This window comes from Halobaculum sp. MBLA0143 (genome assembly GCF_041361465.1).
In the GTDB taxonomy this organism is placed as follows: domain Archaea; phylum Halobacteriota; class Halobacteria; order Halobacteriales; family Haloferacaceae; genus JAHENP01.
The window spans coordinates 2,286,869-2,301,333 of the sequence record NZ_JBGKAC010000001.1 but is presented as its reverse complement, the minus strand read 5'-3'; the positions used below and the strand labels follow the sequence as shown (position 1 = coordinate 2,301,333).

The window sequence follows — 14,465 nt, the reverse complement described above, 5'->3', positions numbered from 1 at the left end:
CCCAGAGAGAAAGGCCTTTTCGCGTCACTGCCCGGAGAGAGAGACGACACCAGCGGCGGGAGCCGCACCCCCTCAATCATGAACGTCGCAGACGCCGTGCCGGAGTTCGCAGACGCCTTCGAGTTCGACGAGTTCAATCGAATGCAGGAGGCGGCGCTGCCGGCCGTCCTGGAGACGGACGACAACGTCGTCGCGGCCGCGCCGACGGCCTCCGGCAAGACCGCGCTGGCGGAGCTCGCGATCTGCCGCACGCTCTCGCGGGGCGGGACCGCGTTGTTCCTCGCGCCCCTGCGGGCGCTGACGACCGAGAAGGAGTCGGAGTGGGAACGGTTCGAGGCGATGGGCTACTCCGTGTACGTCGTCACCGGCGAGCGAGACTTGGACCCCCGACGCGCGGAACGGGCGGATATCCTCGTGATGACGCCCGAGAAGGCCGACTCGGCCACCCGGAAACACGAGTCGGCTCGGTACAGCTTCGTCACCGACGTGGACTGTGTCGTCATCGACGAGGTCCACCTCTTGGACTCCGAGCGCCGAGGCTCCGTGCTGGAGGTGACCGTCTCGCGGCTGCGCCGGCTGTGTGACCCGCGGGTGGTCGCGCTGTCGGCGACGATGAAGAACGTCGGGGACGTGGCCGACTGGCTGGACGCGCCGCCGTCGGCCACCTTCCAGTTCGGCGACGACTACCGCCCGGTCGACCTGGAGACGGGCGTGAAGACGTACACCCACGGGGAGAACTCCTTCGCCGACAAGTACCGTCGGCTGTACCGTGCGCTGGACCTCGCGGAGCCACACGTCCGCGACGACGGCCAGGCGCTCGTGTTCGTCGCCTCCCGCCAGGACGCCGTGATGGCGGCCAAGAAGGCCCGCGACGAACTGGCCGAACGGGACGTGCCGATGGGCGCCCGCGGCGACTACGACCTCCACACGGAGGCGGCGGACCTGGACGACGAGACACTCCGGAAGTCGATCCCGGACGGGGTCGCCTTCCACCACGCCGGGCTGTCGACGAACGACCGTAACGCCGTCGAGGAGTGGTTCCGCGAGGGAACCGTCGGCGTGTTGTTCTCCACCTCCACGCTCGCGTGGGGCGTGAATCTCCCGGCGCGGTGTGTCGTCATCCGCGACACCAAGTACCACGACCCGTTGGAGGGTGACGTAGACGTGAGCCCGTTGGACGTGCTCCAGATGCTGGGCCGGGCCGGCCGCCCGGGGTACGACGACGTGGGCTACGGCTGGGTGGTGTGTGACCGGTCGGAGGCGGACAAGTACCGCCGGCTGCTCCGCGAGGGCAAAGAGATCGAGTCACACCTCGCGGGTCGCGGCGACGGCGACGGGGACGCCGCCGTCGGCGACCTCGCGGCTCACCTCAACGCGGAGATCGCCCTCGGCACCGTCGGCGGGTTAGAGGACGTGATGGACTGGCTGGAGACGACGTTCTACTACGTCCGGGCGCAGTCCCGGCCGGAGACGTACGGCTTCCCGGACCTGCGCGACCGGGTGCGCGGCACGGTCGATCGGCTCGTCGCTCGCGGGTTCGTGGAGACGGACGACCAACTCGGCTTAGAGCCGACGGCGCTCGGCCGGCTCGCCTCGGACTACTACCTCCGACTGGACACCGCAGAGCGGTTCCGCGAGCTGACGGACCGAGAGTCGCTCGCCGAGCCGGACGTGTTGCGGACCGTGGCGGCCGCCAGCGAGTTCGACTCCGTCTCACCGCGTAGCTCCGAGCGGGACGCCGTCGACACGATCCTCTCCGGTTCACGGGGAGTCGTCTCCACGCTGTCGGGCGTCGACAGCCGTGTCGGGGCGCCGGCGACGGACGACCTCGCGGACGGCACCCGGAAGGTGTTGGCGATCCTCCGGGCGTCGGCGGCCGACAGCGTCCCGGCGGACCTCCGGTCGGACGCCTGGGTGATCCGCCAGAACGCGCTGCGGCTGTTGGCTGCGCTGCGGGAGTCCGCCGAGACCTTCGCCGGTCCGCGGGTCGCCGGCCTCGTGGCGCGGGTGGCCGCTCGGGTGGAACACGGGGTGGCCGCCGACGCGGTCGGGCTGACGGCCGTCGACGGCGTGGGCGCCGGACGGGCGGACACGCTGGCGGCGGGTGACCTGACGACGCCCGCGGACCTGGTCGCGGCCGGCGCCACCGAGCTGACGAACGCCGGACTCACCGCCGGCGTCGCCGAGCGGATCGTGAGCCAGGCCGGGGAGCTCCCGCGGGCCAGCGTCGAGTGGGGGTCGTTCCCGGACCGGATCGCCGTCGGTGACAACGACGTGCGGGAGGTGACCGTCCGCAACGAGGGCGGGCCGGCCCGCGCCGGGGTGCGCGTCACCGCCAACGACACCGAGATGCACGAGAAGACACTGTACTTCGACGGAGAGACGACCGTCCCGGTGGCGGTGTTCGGCAGTCCGCAGGCGGAGACCGTGTCGTACGCCGTCGAGGTGGTGTACCCGGACCTTCCCCTGCGCCCGCAGCGCGACAGCCGGACGGTCGGGATCGACGACTGACCGAGCGGCGGTCCGGGTCGACGCCCGACCGAGCGGCGGTCCGGGTCGACGCCCGACCGGCCGAAGCTTCAAGACGGATTCCGCGGGCAAACACCCGGTGACGGAGATTGTCAGAATCTACGCCGGCTACTGCACTGCCCGTTTCACCACCGCCCACGGTCGCCCGGGAGACGACGAACGAGTCTACCGCGGCCGGGTCGTCGTCTTGATAAAGCCGGACGACACCGTGTTGGTCCACGACACGGACGGCTACCAGCCGGTGGCGTGGCTCACCCGCGCGGCAGAGACCCGCGTCGACGACGGCGGCGAGGGGGTGGAACTCGTCGCGGTCGACGGCGACGAACGACTGACTGTCGCCTTCGACCCGGAGCCGACGACCGCCGGCCACGTCACCACTGTCGCCGGCACCCCGGTCGGTGACTGCGTCTGTGACGGTCAGCTCGTGTCGTCGGGCGGGGAGGTGTCCTGTCTGCGGTGTGGCGACGGCTACGCCGTCCCACAGGGTGGTCGCGTGACCGACGAGACCTGTCCGGAGTGTGGACTACCGGAGCTCGTGGTCCGCCGTGGCGAACGGTTCCGGGTGTGTCTGGACCGGACGTGTCGCCCGCTGTCGGACGCGGTCCACGAAGCGCTGGACCGTCGGCTGGACTGCCCGGACTGCGGGGCGACGCTCCGGGTGGAAGACCACCGCGGCCGACAGTTCCTCGGCTGTGACGACTACCCGGAGTGTGAGACCGCCTTCTCCATCCCGGCGGGTGTCGTCGTCGGCGACTGCGTCTGCGGGCTGCCGGTGTTCGAACGCGACAACGGCACGCGGTGTCTCGACGCCGGCTGTCCACACGACGAACTCGCCGACGAGGAGAACGGCGACGACCGGGAGCAGGACGGAGAAGGGAGTACCGACGATCACCGGGACGGGGAAACGCCAACCGACGGCGACACGGTCGGCGACGAGGGGTGAACCGCCTCGGGATCGAGCTCCGAGGCACTCGCCTCGTACCGCCTGTGAACCGCCTCGGGGTCAAGTGGTTCGAGACGCTGGAGGCGTCTCGTCATCACGGAAATCTCCGATTTCCGTACGACCCCGAGGCACTCGCCTTGTTCATCTGTAGACCACGGGGTGATCGACGGAGACGGAGCGCGGAGCGGCCGCCGACGGGACGGAAGACGACGGCCGACCGGTCAGAGCCCGTCTTCGACGTCGTCGACGGCGGTCTCGGGCGACACCTCCAGGTCGTCGGCGTTCGAGACGATCGTCTCCTCGTCGACGCTCTTGGGGTCGAACCCCTCGGGGAGCAGGTTCTCCGGGTCCGACTGGGAGAACACGACCCGCTCGGAGTCGTCCAACGGGCGGAGGTACGTCCGCATCTCCCCGCGGTCGGCGACGCGGGCGAGCATCAGCTGCGCGGTCGACACCTCGTAGTAGACGGGGAACAACACCGCCAACGAGTCGTCGACGGACTTCATGGCGATCACGAGGAACACGAGCCCACCCTCGCCCGCGCGGTAGGCGTCGTACGCCTCGAACTCGTGGTCGGCGACGGCGCCCTGGAGCGACTCGAACTCGTCGCCCGGCAGCAGCACGTCGAGCCCGAGACGGTCGATCTCGATGTCGCCGGCGGCCGCAGCCGGCGTCGGCAGGACGGTCACGTCACCGGGGTGGAGCGCGAGCGTCTCGAACCCCGCGTCGCGGTACTCTGCGGCCGTGGCGGCCATGTCGTCGACGACGGCCTCCCAGGCGTCGCGAGCCCCCGCGAGGGGGTGTGACTCGGACATACACGGGTGACTGTTCGGGCGGATTGTAAAACTCGTCGGTCCGAGCGGCGTGGACGAACCGTTCAAGCACCGCCCGGCCGTGGACGGGGTATGGGAACGGCGCTCGACTCGCGGACGGACCAGGTCGTCGAAGTGTTGGACCGGCTGTACGAGACGTACCCCGACAGCGGGATCTCGCTGAACTTCTCCACGCGGCTGGAACTGCTCGTCGCGGTGATCCTCTCGGCACAGTGTACGGACGAACGGGTCAACGAGGTGACCGCGGAACTGTTCGAGGAGTACGAGACGGCCGCGGACTACGCGGCCGCGACGGAAGACCAACTGGCGGAGGACATCTACGGTATCACCTTCCACAACAACAAGGCGGGGTACCTCCGCGAGACCGGCGAGATCATCGCCGAGGAGCACGACGGCGAGGTACCGGACACCATGAGCGCGCTGACGGACCTGTCCGGCGTCGGCCGGAAGACGGCCAACGTCGTGTTACAACACGGCCACGACGTGGTGGAGGGGATCGTCGTCGACACCCACGTCCAACGGCTCACCCGTCGGCTGGGGATCACAGACGAGGAACGACCGGAAGCCATCGAGACGGACCTCCAGGAGATCGTCCCGGAGGACGACTGGAAAATGCTCACCCACCTCATGATCTCACACGGGCGGGCGACGTGTACGGCCCAGAGCCCGGAGTGTGAGACGTGTGTGTTGGCGGACATCTGTCCGTCCGAGCGGAGTGACGCCGAGGTGGACCTCGCCAGCGGCGAGGCGTGGGACGCCTAGTAAATCAGGAAGAACCGGTACACCCCGACGGAGTACGCCAGCATCCACAGGATCACGTAGCCGAACACGCCGATCCGGAGCCGGCCGCGCCAGGCACTCATGTTCTCGTGGAGGTCGTTCAGATCTACGTCCGGGTCGCTCACGTCGTACATCTCGTTGTCGCGTTTCACCTGGAAGATCCGGACGATACCCGTGAGTCCGAACCCCAGCAGGGCGTACGCCTGGAGCCCGAGGAAAGCGTGGACCATCGCCAGCCCCTCCAGTTGGTCGAACAGCCGCGGCCCCATCCAGGTGACGACCGGAATCGTGGTGAGGACGAGCCCCGGGAAGATCATCCGCAGGTGGCGGACGAGAATCTCCCAGGTGACGTGTTCCGTCTCCCGGTCGATCATGATCCAGGCCCCGTAGAGGTAGAAGGGGAAGCTGGCGGTGACCATCACCGCGGCGACGACGGCGATTGTTCGGTCGGCGACCATCGAACGGAGAGAGGGGAGCCAGCGTGTAAAGAGGCGTGGAATGGCCGTCGGGGTCGGGCGGACGGCGAGCCGGGAGCCATCGAGTCGACGCGGTCACCCCCGTCGGATCAGGATCGCCGCCCCGACGACGGCCCCGACCACCACGACCGGCGTCGCGGCGACGACGACGGGCCGCGAGATGGCGACGAACTCCGACAGCAGGAACACGGCGGCGGTTGCGAGCGATCCGGCGAACAGTGCGAGACTCGCAGCGTACCGGTCGGCTTCGGCGTGTGTGTCTCTCGTATTCACGACCGACGGGTCGTCGTCAGGCCTATTACAGATTACGCCACTTCGCCCACTCCTCGGATTCGCCCGAACCAACACGCTAACCTGTCGCCCGGTCGAACGAGGAGTGATGGCCGAATCCTCCGACGAGCCCAAGCGGGAGACGGAAGACGCCGACGGCGCGTCCGATCCGGCGACGCGGGACGGCGACGAGTCGGTCGAGGCGGCGTCGGACGCGGAGGCGGCGGCCGCAGACCGCGCGGCGTCGGCCGACGAGGATCCCGCGGACGCCGACCTGGAGGCGCTCCGCGAGGAGGTGGACGACAAGTACGACTTCGACAACTTCTCTCCGTCGGACATGGCGGACATGAGCGCCCGCGAGTGGGAGGCCGCCTTCGACCCGGAGACGTGGATCACCGGCGACGAGCTGTTGGCGCGGGTGGAGAAGGACCTCCGCAGCCGGATCGCCCGCCGCGAGGTGTTCGCCGTCTTGGAGCGGGCCGAGGACCCGGACCGCGTCGTCGCCTACTCCGACGAGGGGTGGGCGATCGTCTACCCGGACGGGAGTGTCGAGGGAGAGGGAACGGTGCTGCGGGACGTGAAGCCCACCATCGCGCTGTGTTCGATGGACTCTTACGAGGTGGCCGACCCGCCGGAAGCGTACGAGCTCCCTTCGCCCGAGGAGGTCCAGGCCGGGACCGGGGAGTTCGGCAACAACGTCATGCAGCTGATTGCGGCCGCACAGGTGCTCGCGGGGCTGGGCATCCTCGGGATCTGGCTGTTCACGGGGCTGATCCCGTCGCCGGAGAACACGACGAACCTCCTGGTGCCGGTGTTGGCAGTGTTCTTCCTCGGGGTCGGGCTGTTGTTGTTGTTCGTCGTGGCCAACGCCCGGCTGTCCGACCGGTTCCGTGCCGAAGAGTACCGCGACCGACTCCGCGCCGCCGGGATCACGGACGGGGAGTCCGGGATCACCGACGAGGACCGCCCGGAGTTCCTCCCGTTCGAGGAGGTCGTCGAGACCACGCTGGACGGAGACGGGCTGCCCGCGGAGGCGACGGACGAGGAGCCCGACGACGAGCCGGCGACTGACGGGGAGTCCGACGCCGACGGCGCCGACGACCCCGACGATCCGGCAGGCGAGTCGTGGGCGTGAGCTACGATCCACCCGGGCTTCGGTACGGCGCTGTCGTGTGAACAGAACCCAGGGTGTCGCCCGCTCGCGACGGCGGAGAACCCCGACACGTCGGGGCGAGACCGTCGACCAGGGTCGGAGGGTTTATGCGCGACGGAGACGGAGAGCCGCCTACACATGAACAGGCGGGAGTTCGTCAGGTCCGCCGGTGGCGCGACCGCCGCACTCGGTGCGGGGGCGTCGGCCACGGCCGGCACCGCGGCCGCAGCGGAGGAGGGCGGCGGTGGCGGCACCAAACAGCCCGACTTCGGTGGCTACACCGAGGGCGCCAAGGGCGGATCGTACGCCGACAAGCGCGGCAGCAAGGAGGTGACGGTGGAGGTCGGCGTCGGCAGCGGTGGTATCGCGTTCGCGCCGACGAACCTCTGGATCGACACCGGGACGAAGGTGACGTTCGAGTGGGTCGGCAACAAGTCGCACAACGTCCTGTTCGAGGCGATGCCAGACGGCGCCGGGGTCTCCGGCCACGAGGGGCTCGAAGGGAGCGGCTTCACCCACGAGATCACCTTCGAGAGCGGAGGGCTCTACAAGTACTACTGCCAGCCCCACAAGGGCCTCGGGATGGTCGGTGGAATCGCGGTCGGCGGCGACGTGGCGACGAAGTCCGTCGGCGGCGGGGGCGGGAAGTCACTCCACGAGCTCGGCGTGCCGATCCAGGCGCACTGGGTCGGGGCGGCGACGATCCTCGGGATCGTCATGACCGTGGTGTTCTCCTTCTACGTCCTCAAGTACGGCGAGAGTCCCCACACGGGGACCGGGAGGTAACAGACAATGTCATCCACAGGATCGACCTACGGCGACATCCACCGGTACGAGCCGGCACGGGAGAGCACAGCCGCGACAATCGCAATCATCCTCCTGACCGTCGTCGAGATCGTGTTCGTGTTCCTGTTCACGTACGGTCTCGTCAGCGGCTGGGGGCTGAGTGACACCGGGAACATGTTCCTCGGCGGGATCCTGGCGGCGATCTTCATCGATCTCGCCTTCATTCTGGCGCTGTACCGGAAGGAGTTCCTCCCGGACGTCGTGATCGTCAAGAAGCGTCGTCGCAAGTGGGAGGACCTGTACATCAGCGAGGACGACGTGGACGGCACCACCCTGGGCGAAGGGGCCTGGGATCAGGTGAAGCGCGCGGTGTACCCCTACAGATCACGGTGACAGTATGAGCCTTCAGAAGAAAGACGACTACGACCACAAGGCCTGGTTGAAGGAGAAGGACCTGACGCCGGTGGAGACGACGTTCCTCACGGCGTTGATCTGGCTGGACAAGCGGTTCCGGATCGTCGACTACCTGGAACTGCTGGAGACCCTCTACTACAGGGTCAACCTCCAGATGCCCAAGTCCCACACGGAACAGTACGACTTAGACAACAAGTTCTGGTACTGGTACCCGTTGTACACGCTCGGGTTCTTCAGTACGCTCGCGTACGTGGTCGCGGCAATCTCCGGCGCGTTGCTGGGGTTCTACTACACCCCGTCGGCAGTCGGCGGCGCCGCGGGCGAGGCGACAGCCGCGTACGACCAGATCGCGTTCATCATGACGGACCTCCAGTTCGGGTTCATGCTGCGGTCGATCCACCGGTGGTCCGCACAGGTGATGACCGCGGCCGTGTTCCTCCACATGCTCCGGGTGTACTTCACCGGGGCGTACAAGGAGCCACGCGAACTCAACTGGCTGCTGGGGATCGTCCTGATCTCGCTGACGATGGTGTTCGGCTACACGGGCTACCTGCTCCCGTGGGACCAGTTGGCGTTCTGGGCCGGCCAGATCGGCGTCGAGATGAGCCTCTCGATCCCGTTGGTCGGCGAGTGGGTCGCCCAGCTCATCTTCGGCGGGTTCTCGCTGGGTCCGTCGACGCTGATCCGGATGTACATCCTGCACGTGTTCCTGCTCCCGTTCGTGGTCACCTCGCTGATCGCCATCCACATCGGGATCGTCTGGGTGCAGGGGATCGCAGAGCCGCACTGACCACCACACCACACACAAATCCATGAGTGACCAAGACGACGCAGACGCACGGACGGACGGCGGCGGCACCGGGATCGTCGCGCCGGACGACGAGACCCCGACCTGGCGCGAGCGGAAGGAGCGCACGGAGGGGCTCTCCCGGCTGACGTACGAGTACTTCGAGCGGGCACGCCGCGAGGACGAGGATCTCCGGCGAGAGTCCGACTACGTGGAACGGGACGTGTTGGCGTTCCCGACCTGGCCCCACGAGGTGATCCGGAACCTCGCTATCGGCTCGTTCTTCGTCGGGATCATGCTGTTCCTGGCGGCGACGATGCCGCCCCACATCGCCTCGCCGGCCGACTCCGGCAGCACGCCCGCGATCATCCTGCCGGACTGGTACCTCTACTGGTCGTTCGGCCTGCTGAAGATGGGGTTCCTCAACCCCGAGCTGTCGATCCTGGGCGGGCAGAAGCTGATGGCCGACCGGACGTACGGCGTGCTCGCAAACGTCGTGGTCGTCGGCTTCGTCGCCATCGTGCCGTTCATCAACAAGGGGGCCGCCCGACGACCGGTCGAGCAGCCGTTCTGGGCCGCCGTCGGCATCTCCGGCGTGACGTTCGCGTTCACCATCTCGATGCTGTCGGTGAAGAACCTCCTGCCGATGAACATCAAGCTGCTCCAGGACCTGACGCTGCTCCTGCCCATCGTCACCGCGGCGGTGTCGTACGCCGTGCTGAAGACGATGCGCGAGGGGTACATGTACGACCTGAACCGTCGGTACTACCGGCTCCGGCCGCCGAAGTAGCCCGCCTCCTTCGGTCCCGTAGCCGAAACGACCTTCTCTTCCCGTCGTCGTTCCACAGTCGTGACCCTCCGACTCCAGTTCCTCGGCACGGGCGGCAGCCAGCCGATTCCGTTGCCGACGTGTGACTGCCGTGTGTGCCGGGCGGCGGCCGACGGCCCGCCGGACGCCCGACGCGGCTACAGTCTGTTCCTCCCGGCCGTCGGCGCGGTGATCGACACGCCCGAGCAGGCCGCCGACAGTCTCGTCCGTTGGGACGTCGACCGGCTGGACCGGTGTCTCCTCACCCACTGGCACCCGGACCACGCCGGCGGCGTCCGGGCGTTGTCGATGCGGCCAACCGACCGCGAGCCGGACGAGACCTTCCAGGAGGCGAAGCGACGGACCGCACCGACGCTGGTGACGACCCGTGCGGTGTACGACCGTGCCTGCGAGACGGTCGGTGTGCTGCCGTACCTCGTCTCGGAGGGCTTCGTCGAGACCCGGTTCCTGGACGACGAGCCGGCGACGCTGTCGGCGTCCGACGGCGGGCCGCCCGTGACGGTGCGGGCGCTTCCGTACCGACTGGACGACGACGCCCCGCGGGAGGCGACGGCGTTCGTGTTCGAGCGGGCGGGCGTCCGACTGGCGGTCGTCGCCGACGACGCCCGACGGTTCGACGTGTCCCGGCTGCCGGACGGGCTGGACGCGCTCGTGTTCGAGTGTGGGACGTTCGGGCACGGACCGGACGGCGAGCGGCTCCGGTCGCCGCGACTGGAGACGGACGACCTCTCACACGAGGCGGTGCTCGAACGGGTCGCAGCCGTCGACGCCGGACGAACCTTCCTCTCGCACCTCGGTCACCAGTACGCCCGGACATACGCCGACTACCGAGCGCTGTCGGCAGCGTACGCGGACGACCCGGACGCGCCCGACGGGGTCGCCTTCCCGCACGACGGCCAGACGGTCGAGATCCGACAGCGGTAGCTTCATACTCTCCCCGCCGTCCACGGTGGACATGGATCACGTTCTCGCCGCCATCGACGGATCGGACAACAGTATGCGGGCGTTGTCGTTCGCCACGGAGTTCGCGGTGAACTTCGACGCGACGCTCCACGCGGTCCACGTCTCGGACGCGGAGACGGGAGCGACGGAGGCCGTGTTGGACGAGGCACGCGAGGTCGTCGCCGACATGGCCGTCGACGCCGACCTAGAGCTGTTGGAGGTGTCGGAGATGCCCGTTCGGAGCGCCCACGCCGCAGCCAAAGAGCTGTTGACGTACGCCGCCGACGAGGAGATCGACCACATCGTGATCGGTCACCACGGCGCCGGCCGGGTCGAGCGGGCCATCCTCGGCAGCGCCAGCGAGACGATGGTTCGCGGGGCGACGGTGCCGGTGACGGTCGTCCCCTGACGGCTACTCTCCGTCGTGGCCGCCGTCGGTCGTCGGAGTGGTCCGCTCTGCTCTCGACTCCACTTGGAAGCCGCCGGACTCCTCGCGGCCCAGCAGTTCCCGCTGCGGGTACGGGATCTTCACGCCCGCCTCGTCTAGCGCCGCCTTCACCGCGCGGACGACGGCCGCCTTCGCCATCGTCCGCCGGGCCGCGCTGGGGTGATCGATCCAGAACCGACACTCCAACACGACTGCAGAGTCGCCGAGCGACTTCGGGACGACCTGTGGCGTCGGATTCGAGAGAATCTCTGGCACCTCGTCCAAGGCGTCGGCGACGACGGACTCCGCCTCGGGCACGTCCGCGTCGTAGTCGACGCCGACGTCGACGGACAAGCGGAGTTGACCCAGCCGCGTCCGGTTGGTGATCGTCGCGTTGGCGACCCGCTCGTTGGGGAGGACGACCTCCTCGCCGTGTTGGTTGCGGATACGGGTGTTGACGACGGTGATGTCGGTGACGATCCCCTCGTCGCCGTCGACCTCCACCCAGTCACCCAGCTCGAACGGGCGAGAGAACATCAACACGAAGCCGGCGATCAGCGAGCCGAGCGTCGTCCGGGCGGCGGTGCCGACGACGATCCCGAGGAACCCCGCGCCGACGAACAGGCCGTCCAAGTTCACCCCCCAGACGGTGAGCGCACCGACGGCGCCGGCCGCGAGCACACTCAACTGGAGCACACGGAAGACGATCCCCTGTTGGTGTTCGTTCAGCGTGTCCGACTCGGCGGCGTACGACTCTAGCCAGGTCTCTAACACGTCGATCCCGACGAAGGCGCCGGCGACGACCCCGATGGTGCCGGCGGCTCTCACCACCGTCGGCACCAGCCCGGCCAGGAAGCCGACTGTCGTCTCCGCGGTGTCGACGTACCCCCAGACGACGAGGACGGACAGGACGGCGCCGACGACGACGCCGGACTGAGACAGCCGGACGAGCAGCCGCGTCGGCACTCGCCAGTCGAACCGTCCGGCGTCGACCGGGACCCGGGGGCTCTCTAGGAGTCTCCCGACGACGACTCGCCGCGCCGCCCGGACGACCCGCGGAGCGGCGACCAGCGCACCCACCGCGGCGACGACCAACAGGAACGCCGTCGCCGCGAGCCGTGCCTCGGTCGTGACGAACCCCTCCAGGTACCGTTGGAGGTCGTCGACGAGCGTCGCGAACATATCCACACCAACTGGTGGGCAATAAAGAGACTGTCGGAGCGCTCACTCCAGGCCGTCGTTCGCGTCTCCGCGCTCACTCCAGGCCGTCGTTCGCGTCTCCGCGCTCACTCCAGGCCGTCGTTCGCGTCTCCGCGCTCACTCCAGGCCGTCGTTCGCGTCTCCGCGCTCACTCCAGGCCGTCGTTCGCGTCTCCGCGCTCACTCCAGGCCGTCGTTCGCGTCTCCGCGCTCACTCCAGGCCGTCGTTCGCGTCTCCGCGCTCACTCCAGGCCGTCGTTCGCGTCTCCGCGCTCACTCCAGGCCGTCGTTCGCGTCTCCGCGCTCACTCCAGGCCGTCGTTCGCGTCTCCGCGCTCACTCCAGGCCGTCGTTCGCGTCTCCGCGCTCACTCCAGGCCGTCGTTCGCGTCTCCGCGCTCACTCCAGGCCGTCGTTCGCGTCTCCGCGCTCACTCCAGGCCGGCCCCGCTCGGTGCGTCCGGCAGATCGTTCGGGGTGGCGTCGTAGCCGTGTTCCTCCAGCGCCCGTCTGAGGTGTTCGTCCTCGGCGAACTCCGCCCCGTCGGCCTCCCGGAGTCGCTGTGCGGTCGCCAACACCGTACCCCGTTCCCCGTCCGGAATGTCGTACTTGTCCGTCGTCAGCTCGATCACGAGCCCGTTGTTGTCCCGGGTGTACAGCGAGAGGAACACGCCGCGGTCGAACACGTTGTAGCCGCGACCGTCGTCTTCCAACGCCTCCATCGTCGTCCGAAACGCCCCGGGAGCGACGGAGAAACAGAGGTGGTGGACCGCACCCGTCCCCGGACGCTGGCCGGCCGCCGACGGCCGGTCGCCGACGAACACTGTCAGGATGCGGTCGTCCCCGGTGTCGAAGAACAGGTGTGTCTGTGAGGGGTCGTCCAAGTTCGGCTGGCGCAACACCAACGGCATCCCCAGCAGGTCGCGGTAGAAGGCGAGGGTGTCCTCCTCGTTGGAGCCCCAGATGGTGACGTGGTCCGTTCCGGTCGTCGTGATCGGGCTGTCCGGCCGCGCTGCCGTGACCGCCGGCGCGTCCGCGTCGTCTGTCGTGTCGTCTGTCACGTTCCGAATTGGTCCGGCGTGGACATAAACGCTCCCTGCCGTTGCGTGTGTCTCGTCGGAACACGGCTCTCCGGCGGTGTACACCACCGACACGCCCGATCAGGGTGTTCCGTCCCACGAGTGGGGACAGATTGATTACGGTCGACAGCGTACGTTCGGGTATGACACGACGGAGTCCAATCGACGAGATCGAGCGCGCGTTCGACCGGATGAGCCGCGAACTGGCCGCCGTCGGCGACGAGTTCGAGCCGACGCTCCGGCGTGGGCCGAACGTGGACGTAGCGACACGCGACAGTGAAGTCGTGGTGGTCGTCGACCTTCCCGGTTTCGACGTCGAGGACATCGACGTGTCGCTCGTCGACCGCGACCTGACGATTACGGCCGAACGCGACGAGACGGTCGAGGTCGGCGACGACGAGACGACGTTCCACCGCCGGGAGCGACGGCAGCGCTCCGTCCAACGGCGGGTCCAGCTCCCCGAGGAGGTCGTCGACGACGAGACGACGGCCACCTACGAGAACGGTGTCCTGACGGTCACGCTGGCGACGCCGGACCACGACGACGTCGACGGCACGACCATCGAAGTGAACTGACCCGACAGCCGGGCATCAGTCCGCCCACTCGTTGCTCTCGGTCTCCGTCTCGCCGCTCGCGTCTCCGTCTCTCGTCTCGCTGACGCTCTCGTCGCCCGCCCGTCCGCCGTCCGTCGACTGCTCGAACGTGACGTTCGCCGCCGACTCGGCGGCGACGGCGGCCTCCGCCTCTGCGGCCCGTGCCCGGCGTTCGCGGGCCGCGACGAGTCGCTCCGCGAGCCGGAGCAATCGCCGCGCGAGCCGGAACGTCAGGAATCCCCCGACGAGTACGGTCGCCAGAAACACTCCGAACAGGATGTTCCCGATCGCGATCAGCGCGTACACGAGGGTGAGCAACGCCAGGAACAACACGAACAGTCCGCTCGAGTCGTCGGTGAGCGACAGGCTGGGTCGCTCTCCGTCCGGTGGAGGGGTAGACACGTCTCTCTCGGGCCCCGCCGGCGACG

At 68.5% G+C, this 14,465-nt stretch carries 17 protein-coding genes; 11 read left to right on the top strand and 6 right to left on the bottom strand.

The features are described from left to right. Positions 1–78: 78 nt before the first annotated feature. Positions 79–2,511 carry a DEAD/DEAH box helicase gene (locus tag RYH79_RS11910; protein ID WP_370899387.1) on the top strand — a complete coding sequence of 811 codons (2,433 nt, stop codon included), beginning with the start codon at positions 79–81 and terminating at the stop codon, positions 2,509–2,511. Positions 2,512–2,608: 97 nt separating this feature from the next. Next, positions 2,609–3,472 (top strand): topoisomerase DNA-binding C4 zinc finger domain-containing protein, encoded by an 864-nt coding sequence (locus RYH79_RS11905; RefSeq protein ID WP_370899385.1) that lies wholly within the window; start codon positions 2,609–2,611, stop codon positions 3,470–3,472. A gap of 221 nt (positions 3,473–3,693) precedes the next feature. On the opposite strand, the gene RYH79_RS11900 is transcribed toward RYH79_RS11905, so the two are convergent. Then, on the bottom strand, positions 3,694–4,287 hold the full coding sequence (locus tag RYH79_RS11900) for a DUF7529 family protein (RefSeq protein WP_370899383.1): 594 nt from the start codon (positions 4,285–4,287) through the stop codon (positions 3,694–3,696). A gap of 90 nt (positions 4,288–4,377) precedes the next feature. Here RYH79_RS11900 and nth point away from each other — a divergent pair, with 90 nt between their 5' ends. Beyond that, the gene (nth, locus tag RYH79_RS11895; protein WP_370899381.1) at positions 4,378–5,067 is read left to right on the top strand and encodes an endonuclease III; all 690 of its coding nucleotides are present in this window, start codon (positions 4,378–4,380) and stop codon (positions 5,065–5,067) included. Here nth and RYH79_RS11890 read toward each other — a convergent pair. After that, complete coding sequence (locus tag RYH79_RS11890; protein ID WP_370899379.1) at positions 5,064–5,543, bottom strand: DUF7321 family protein; 480 nt, start codon at positions 5,541–5,543, stop codon at positions 5,064–5,066. The genes nth and RYH79_RS11890 overlap by 4 nt on opposite strands. 93 nt (positions 5,544–5,636) lie before the next feature. Next, on the bottom strand, positions 5,637–5,834 hold the full coding sequence (locus RYH79_RS11885; RefSeq protein WP_370899377.1) for a hypothetical protein: 198 nt from the start codon (positions 5,832–5,834) through the stop codon (positions 5,637–5,639). Between the two features lie 106 nt (positions 5,835–5,940). On the opposite strand from RYH79_RS11885, the gene RYH79_RS11880 reads away from it, so the two are divergent. From RYH79_RS11880 to RYH79_RS11850, 7 genes are all read left to right on the top strand, one after another. After that, entirely contained in the window at positions 5,941–6,966 is a 1,026-nt protein-coding gene (locus RYH79_RS11880; RefSeq protein ID WP_370899375.1) for a DUF7319 domain-containing protein, read from the top strand. 156 nt (positions 6,967–7,122) lie between these two features. Next, complete coding sequence (locus RYH79_RS11875) at positions 7,123–7,770, top strand: plastocyanin/azurin family copper-binding protein (protein ID WP_370899373.1); 648 nt, start codon at positions 7,123–7,125, stop codon at positions 7,768–7,770. Positions 7,771–7,776: 6 nt separating this feature from the next. After that, positions 7,777–8,163 (top strand): DUF7318 family protein, encoded by a 387-nt coding sequence (locus tag RYH79_RS11870; protein ID WP_370899371.1) that lies wholly within the window; start codon positions 7,777–7,779, stop codon positions 8,161–8,163. A gap of 4 nt (positions 8,164–8,167) precedes the next feature. Next, positions 8,168–8,974 (top strand): cytochrome b, encoded by an 807-nt coding sequence (locus RYH79_RS11865; protein ID WP_370899369.1) that lies wholly within the window; start codon positions 8,168–8,170, stop codon positions 8,972–8,974. Positions 8,975–8,996: 22 nt separating this feature from the next. Next, entirely contained in the window at positions 8,997–9,761 is a 765-nt protein-coding gene (locus RYH79_RS11860; protein ID WP_370899367.1) for a cytochrome b family protein, read from the top strand. A 60-nt stretch (positions 9,762–9,821) separates the two neighbouring features. Continuing rightward, complete coding sequence (locus RYH79_RS11855; RefSeq protein WP_370899365.1) at positions 9,822–10,724, top strand: MBL fold metallo-hydrolase; 903 nt, start codon at positions 9,822–9,824, stop codon at positions 10,722–10,724. A 31-nt stretch (positions 10,725–10,755) separates the two neighbouring features. After that, positions 10,756–11,151 carry a universal stress protein gene (locus tag RYH79_RS11850; protein ID WP_370899363.1) on the top strand — a complete coding sequence of 132 codons (396 nt, stop codon included), beginning with the start codon at positions 10,756–10,758 and terminating at the stop codon, positions 11,149–11,151. Positions 11,152–11,154: 3 nt separating this feature from the next. Here RYH79_RS11850 and RYH79_RS11845 read toward each other — a convergent pair whose 3' ends face one another. Beyond that, the gene (locus tag RYH79_RS11845) at positions 11,155–12,351 is read right to left on the bottom strand and encodes a mechanosensitive ion channel family protein (RefSeq protein WP_370899361.1); all 1,197 of its coding nucleotides are present in this window, start codon (positions 12,349–12,351) and stop codon (positions 11,155–11,157) included. A gap of 445 nt (positions 12,352–12,796) precedes the next feature. Continuing rightward, entirely contained in the window at positions 12,797–13,426 is a 630-nt protein-coding gene (locus RYH79_RS11840; protein WP_370899359.1) for a VOC family protein, read from the bottom strand. A 161-nt stretch (positions 13,427–13,587) separates the two neighbouring features. Here RYH79_RS11840 and RYH79_RS11835 point away from each other — a divergent pair, with 161 nt between their 5' ends. Then, positions 13,588–14,019, top strand: a complete 432-nt coding sequence (locus RYH79_RS11835; RefSeq protein ID WP_370899357.1) for an Hsp20/alpha crystallin family protein — start codon at positions 13,588–13,590, stop codon at positions 14,017–14,019. Positions 14,020–14,034: 15 nt separating this feature from the next. On the opposite strand, the gene RYH79_RS11830 is transcribed toward RYH79_RS11835, so the two are convergent. Next, a complete protein-coding gene (locus RYH79_RS11830) occupies positions 14,035–14,439 on the bottom strand; it encodes a hypothetical protein (protein WP_370899355.1) in 405 nt (134 codons plus the stop codon). Between the last annotated feature and the right edge of the window lie 26 nt (positions 14,440–14,465).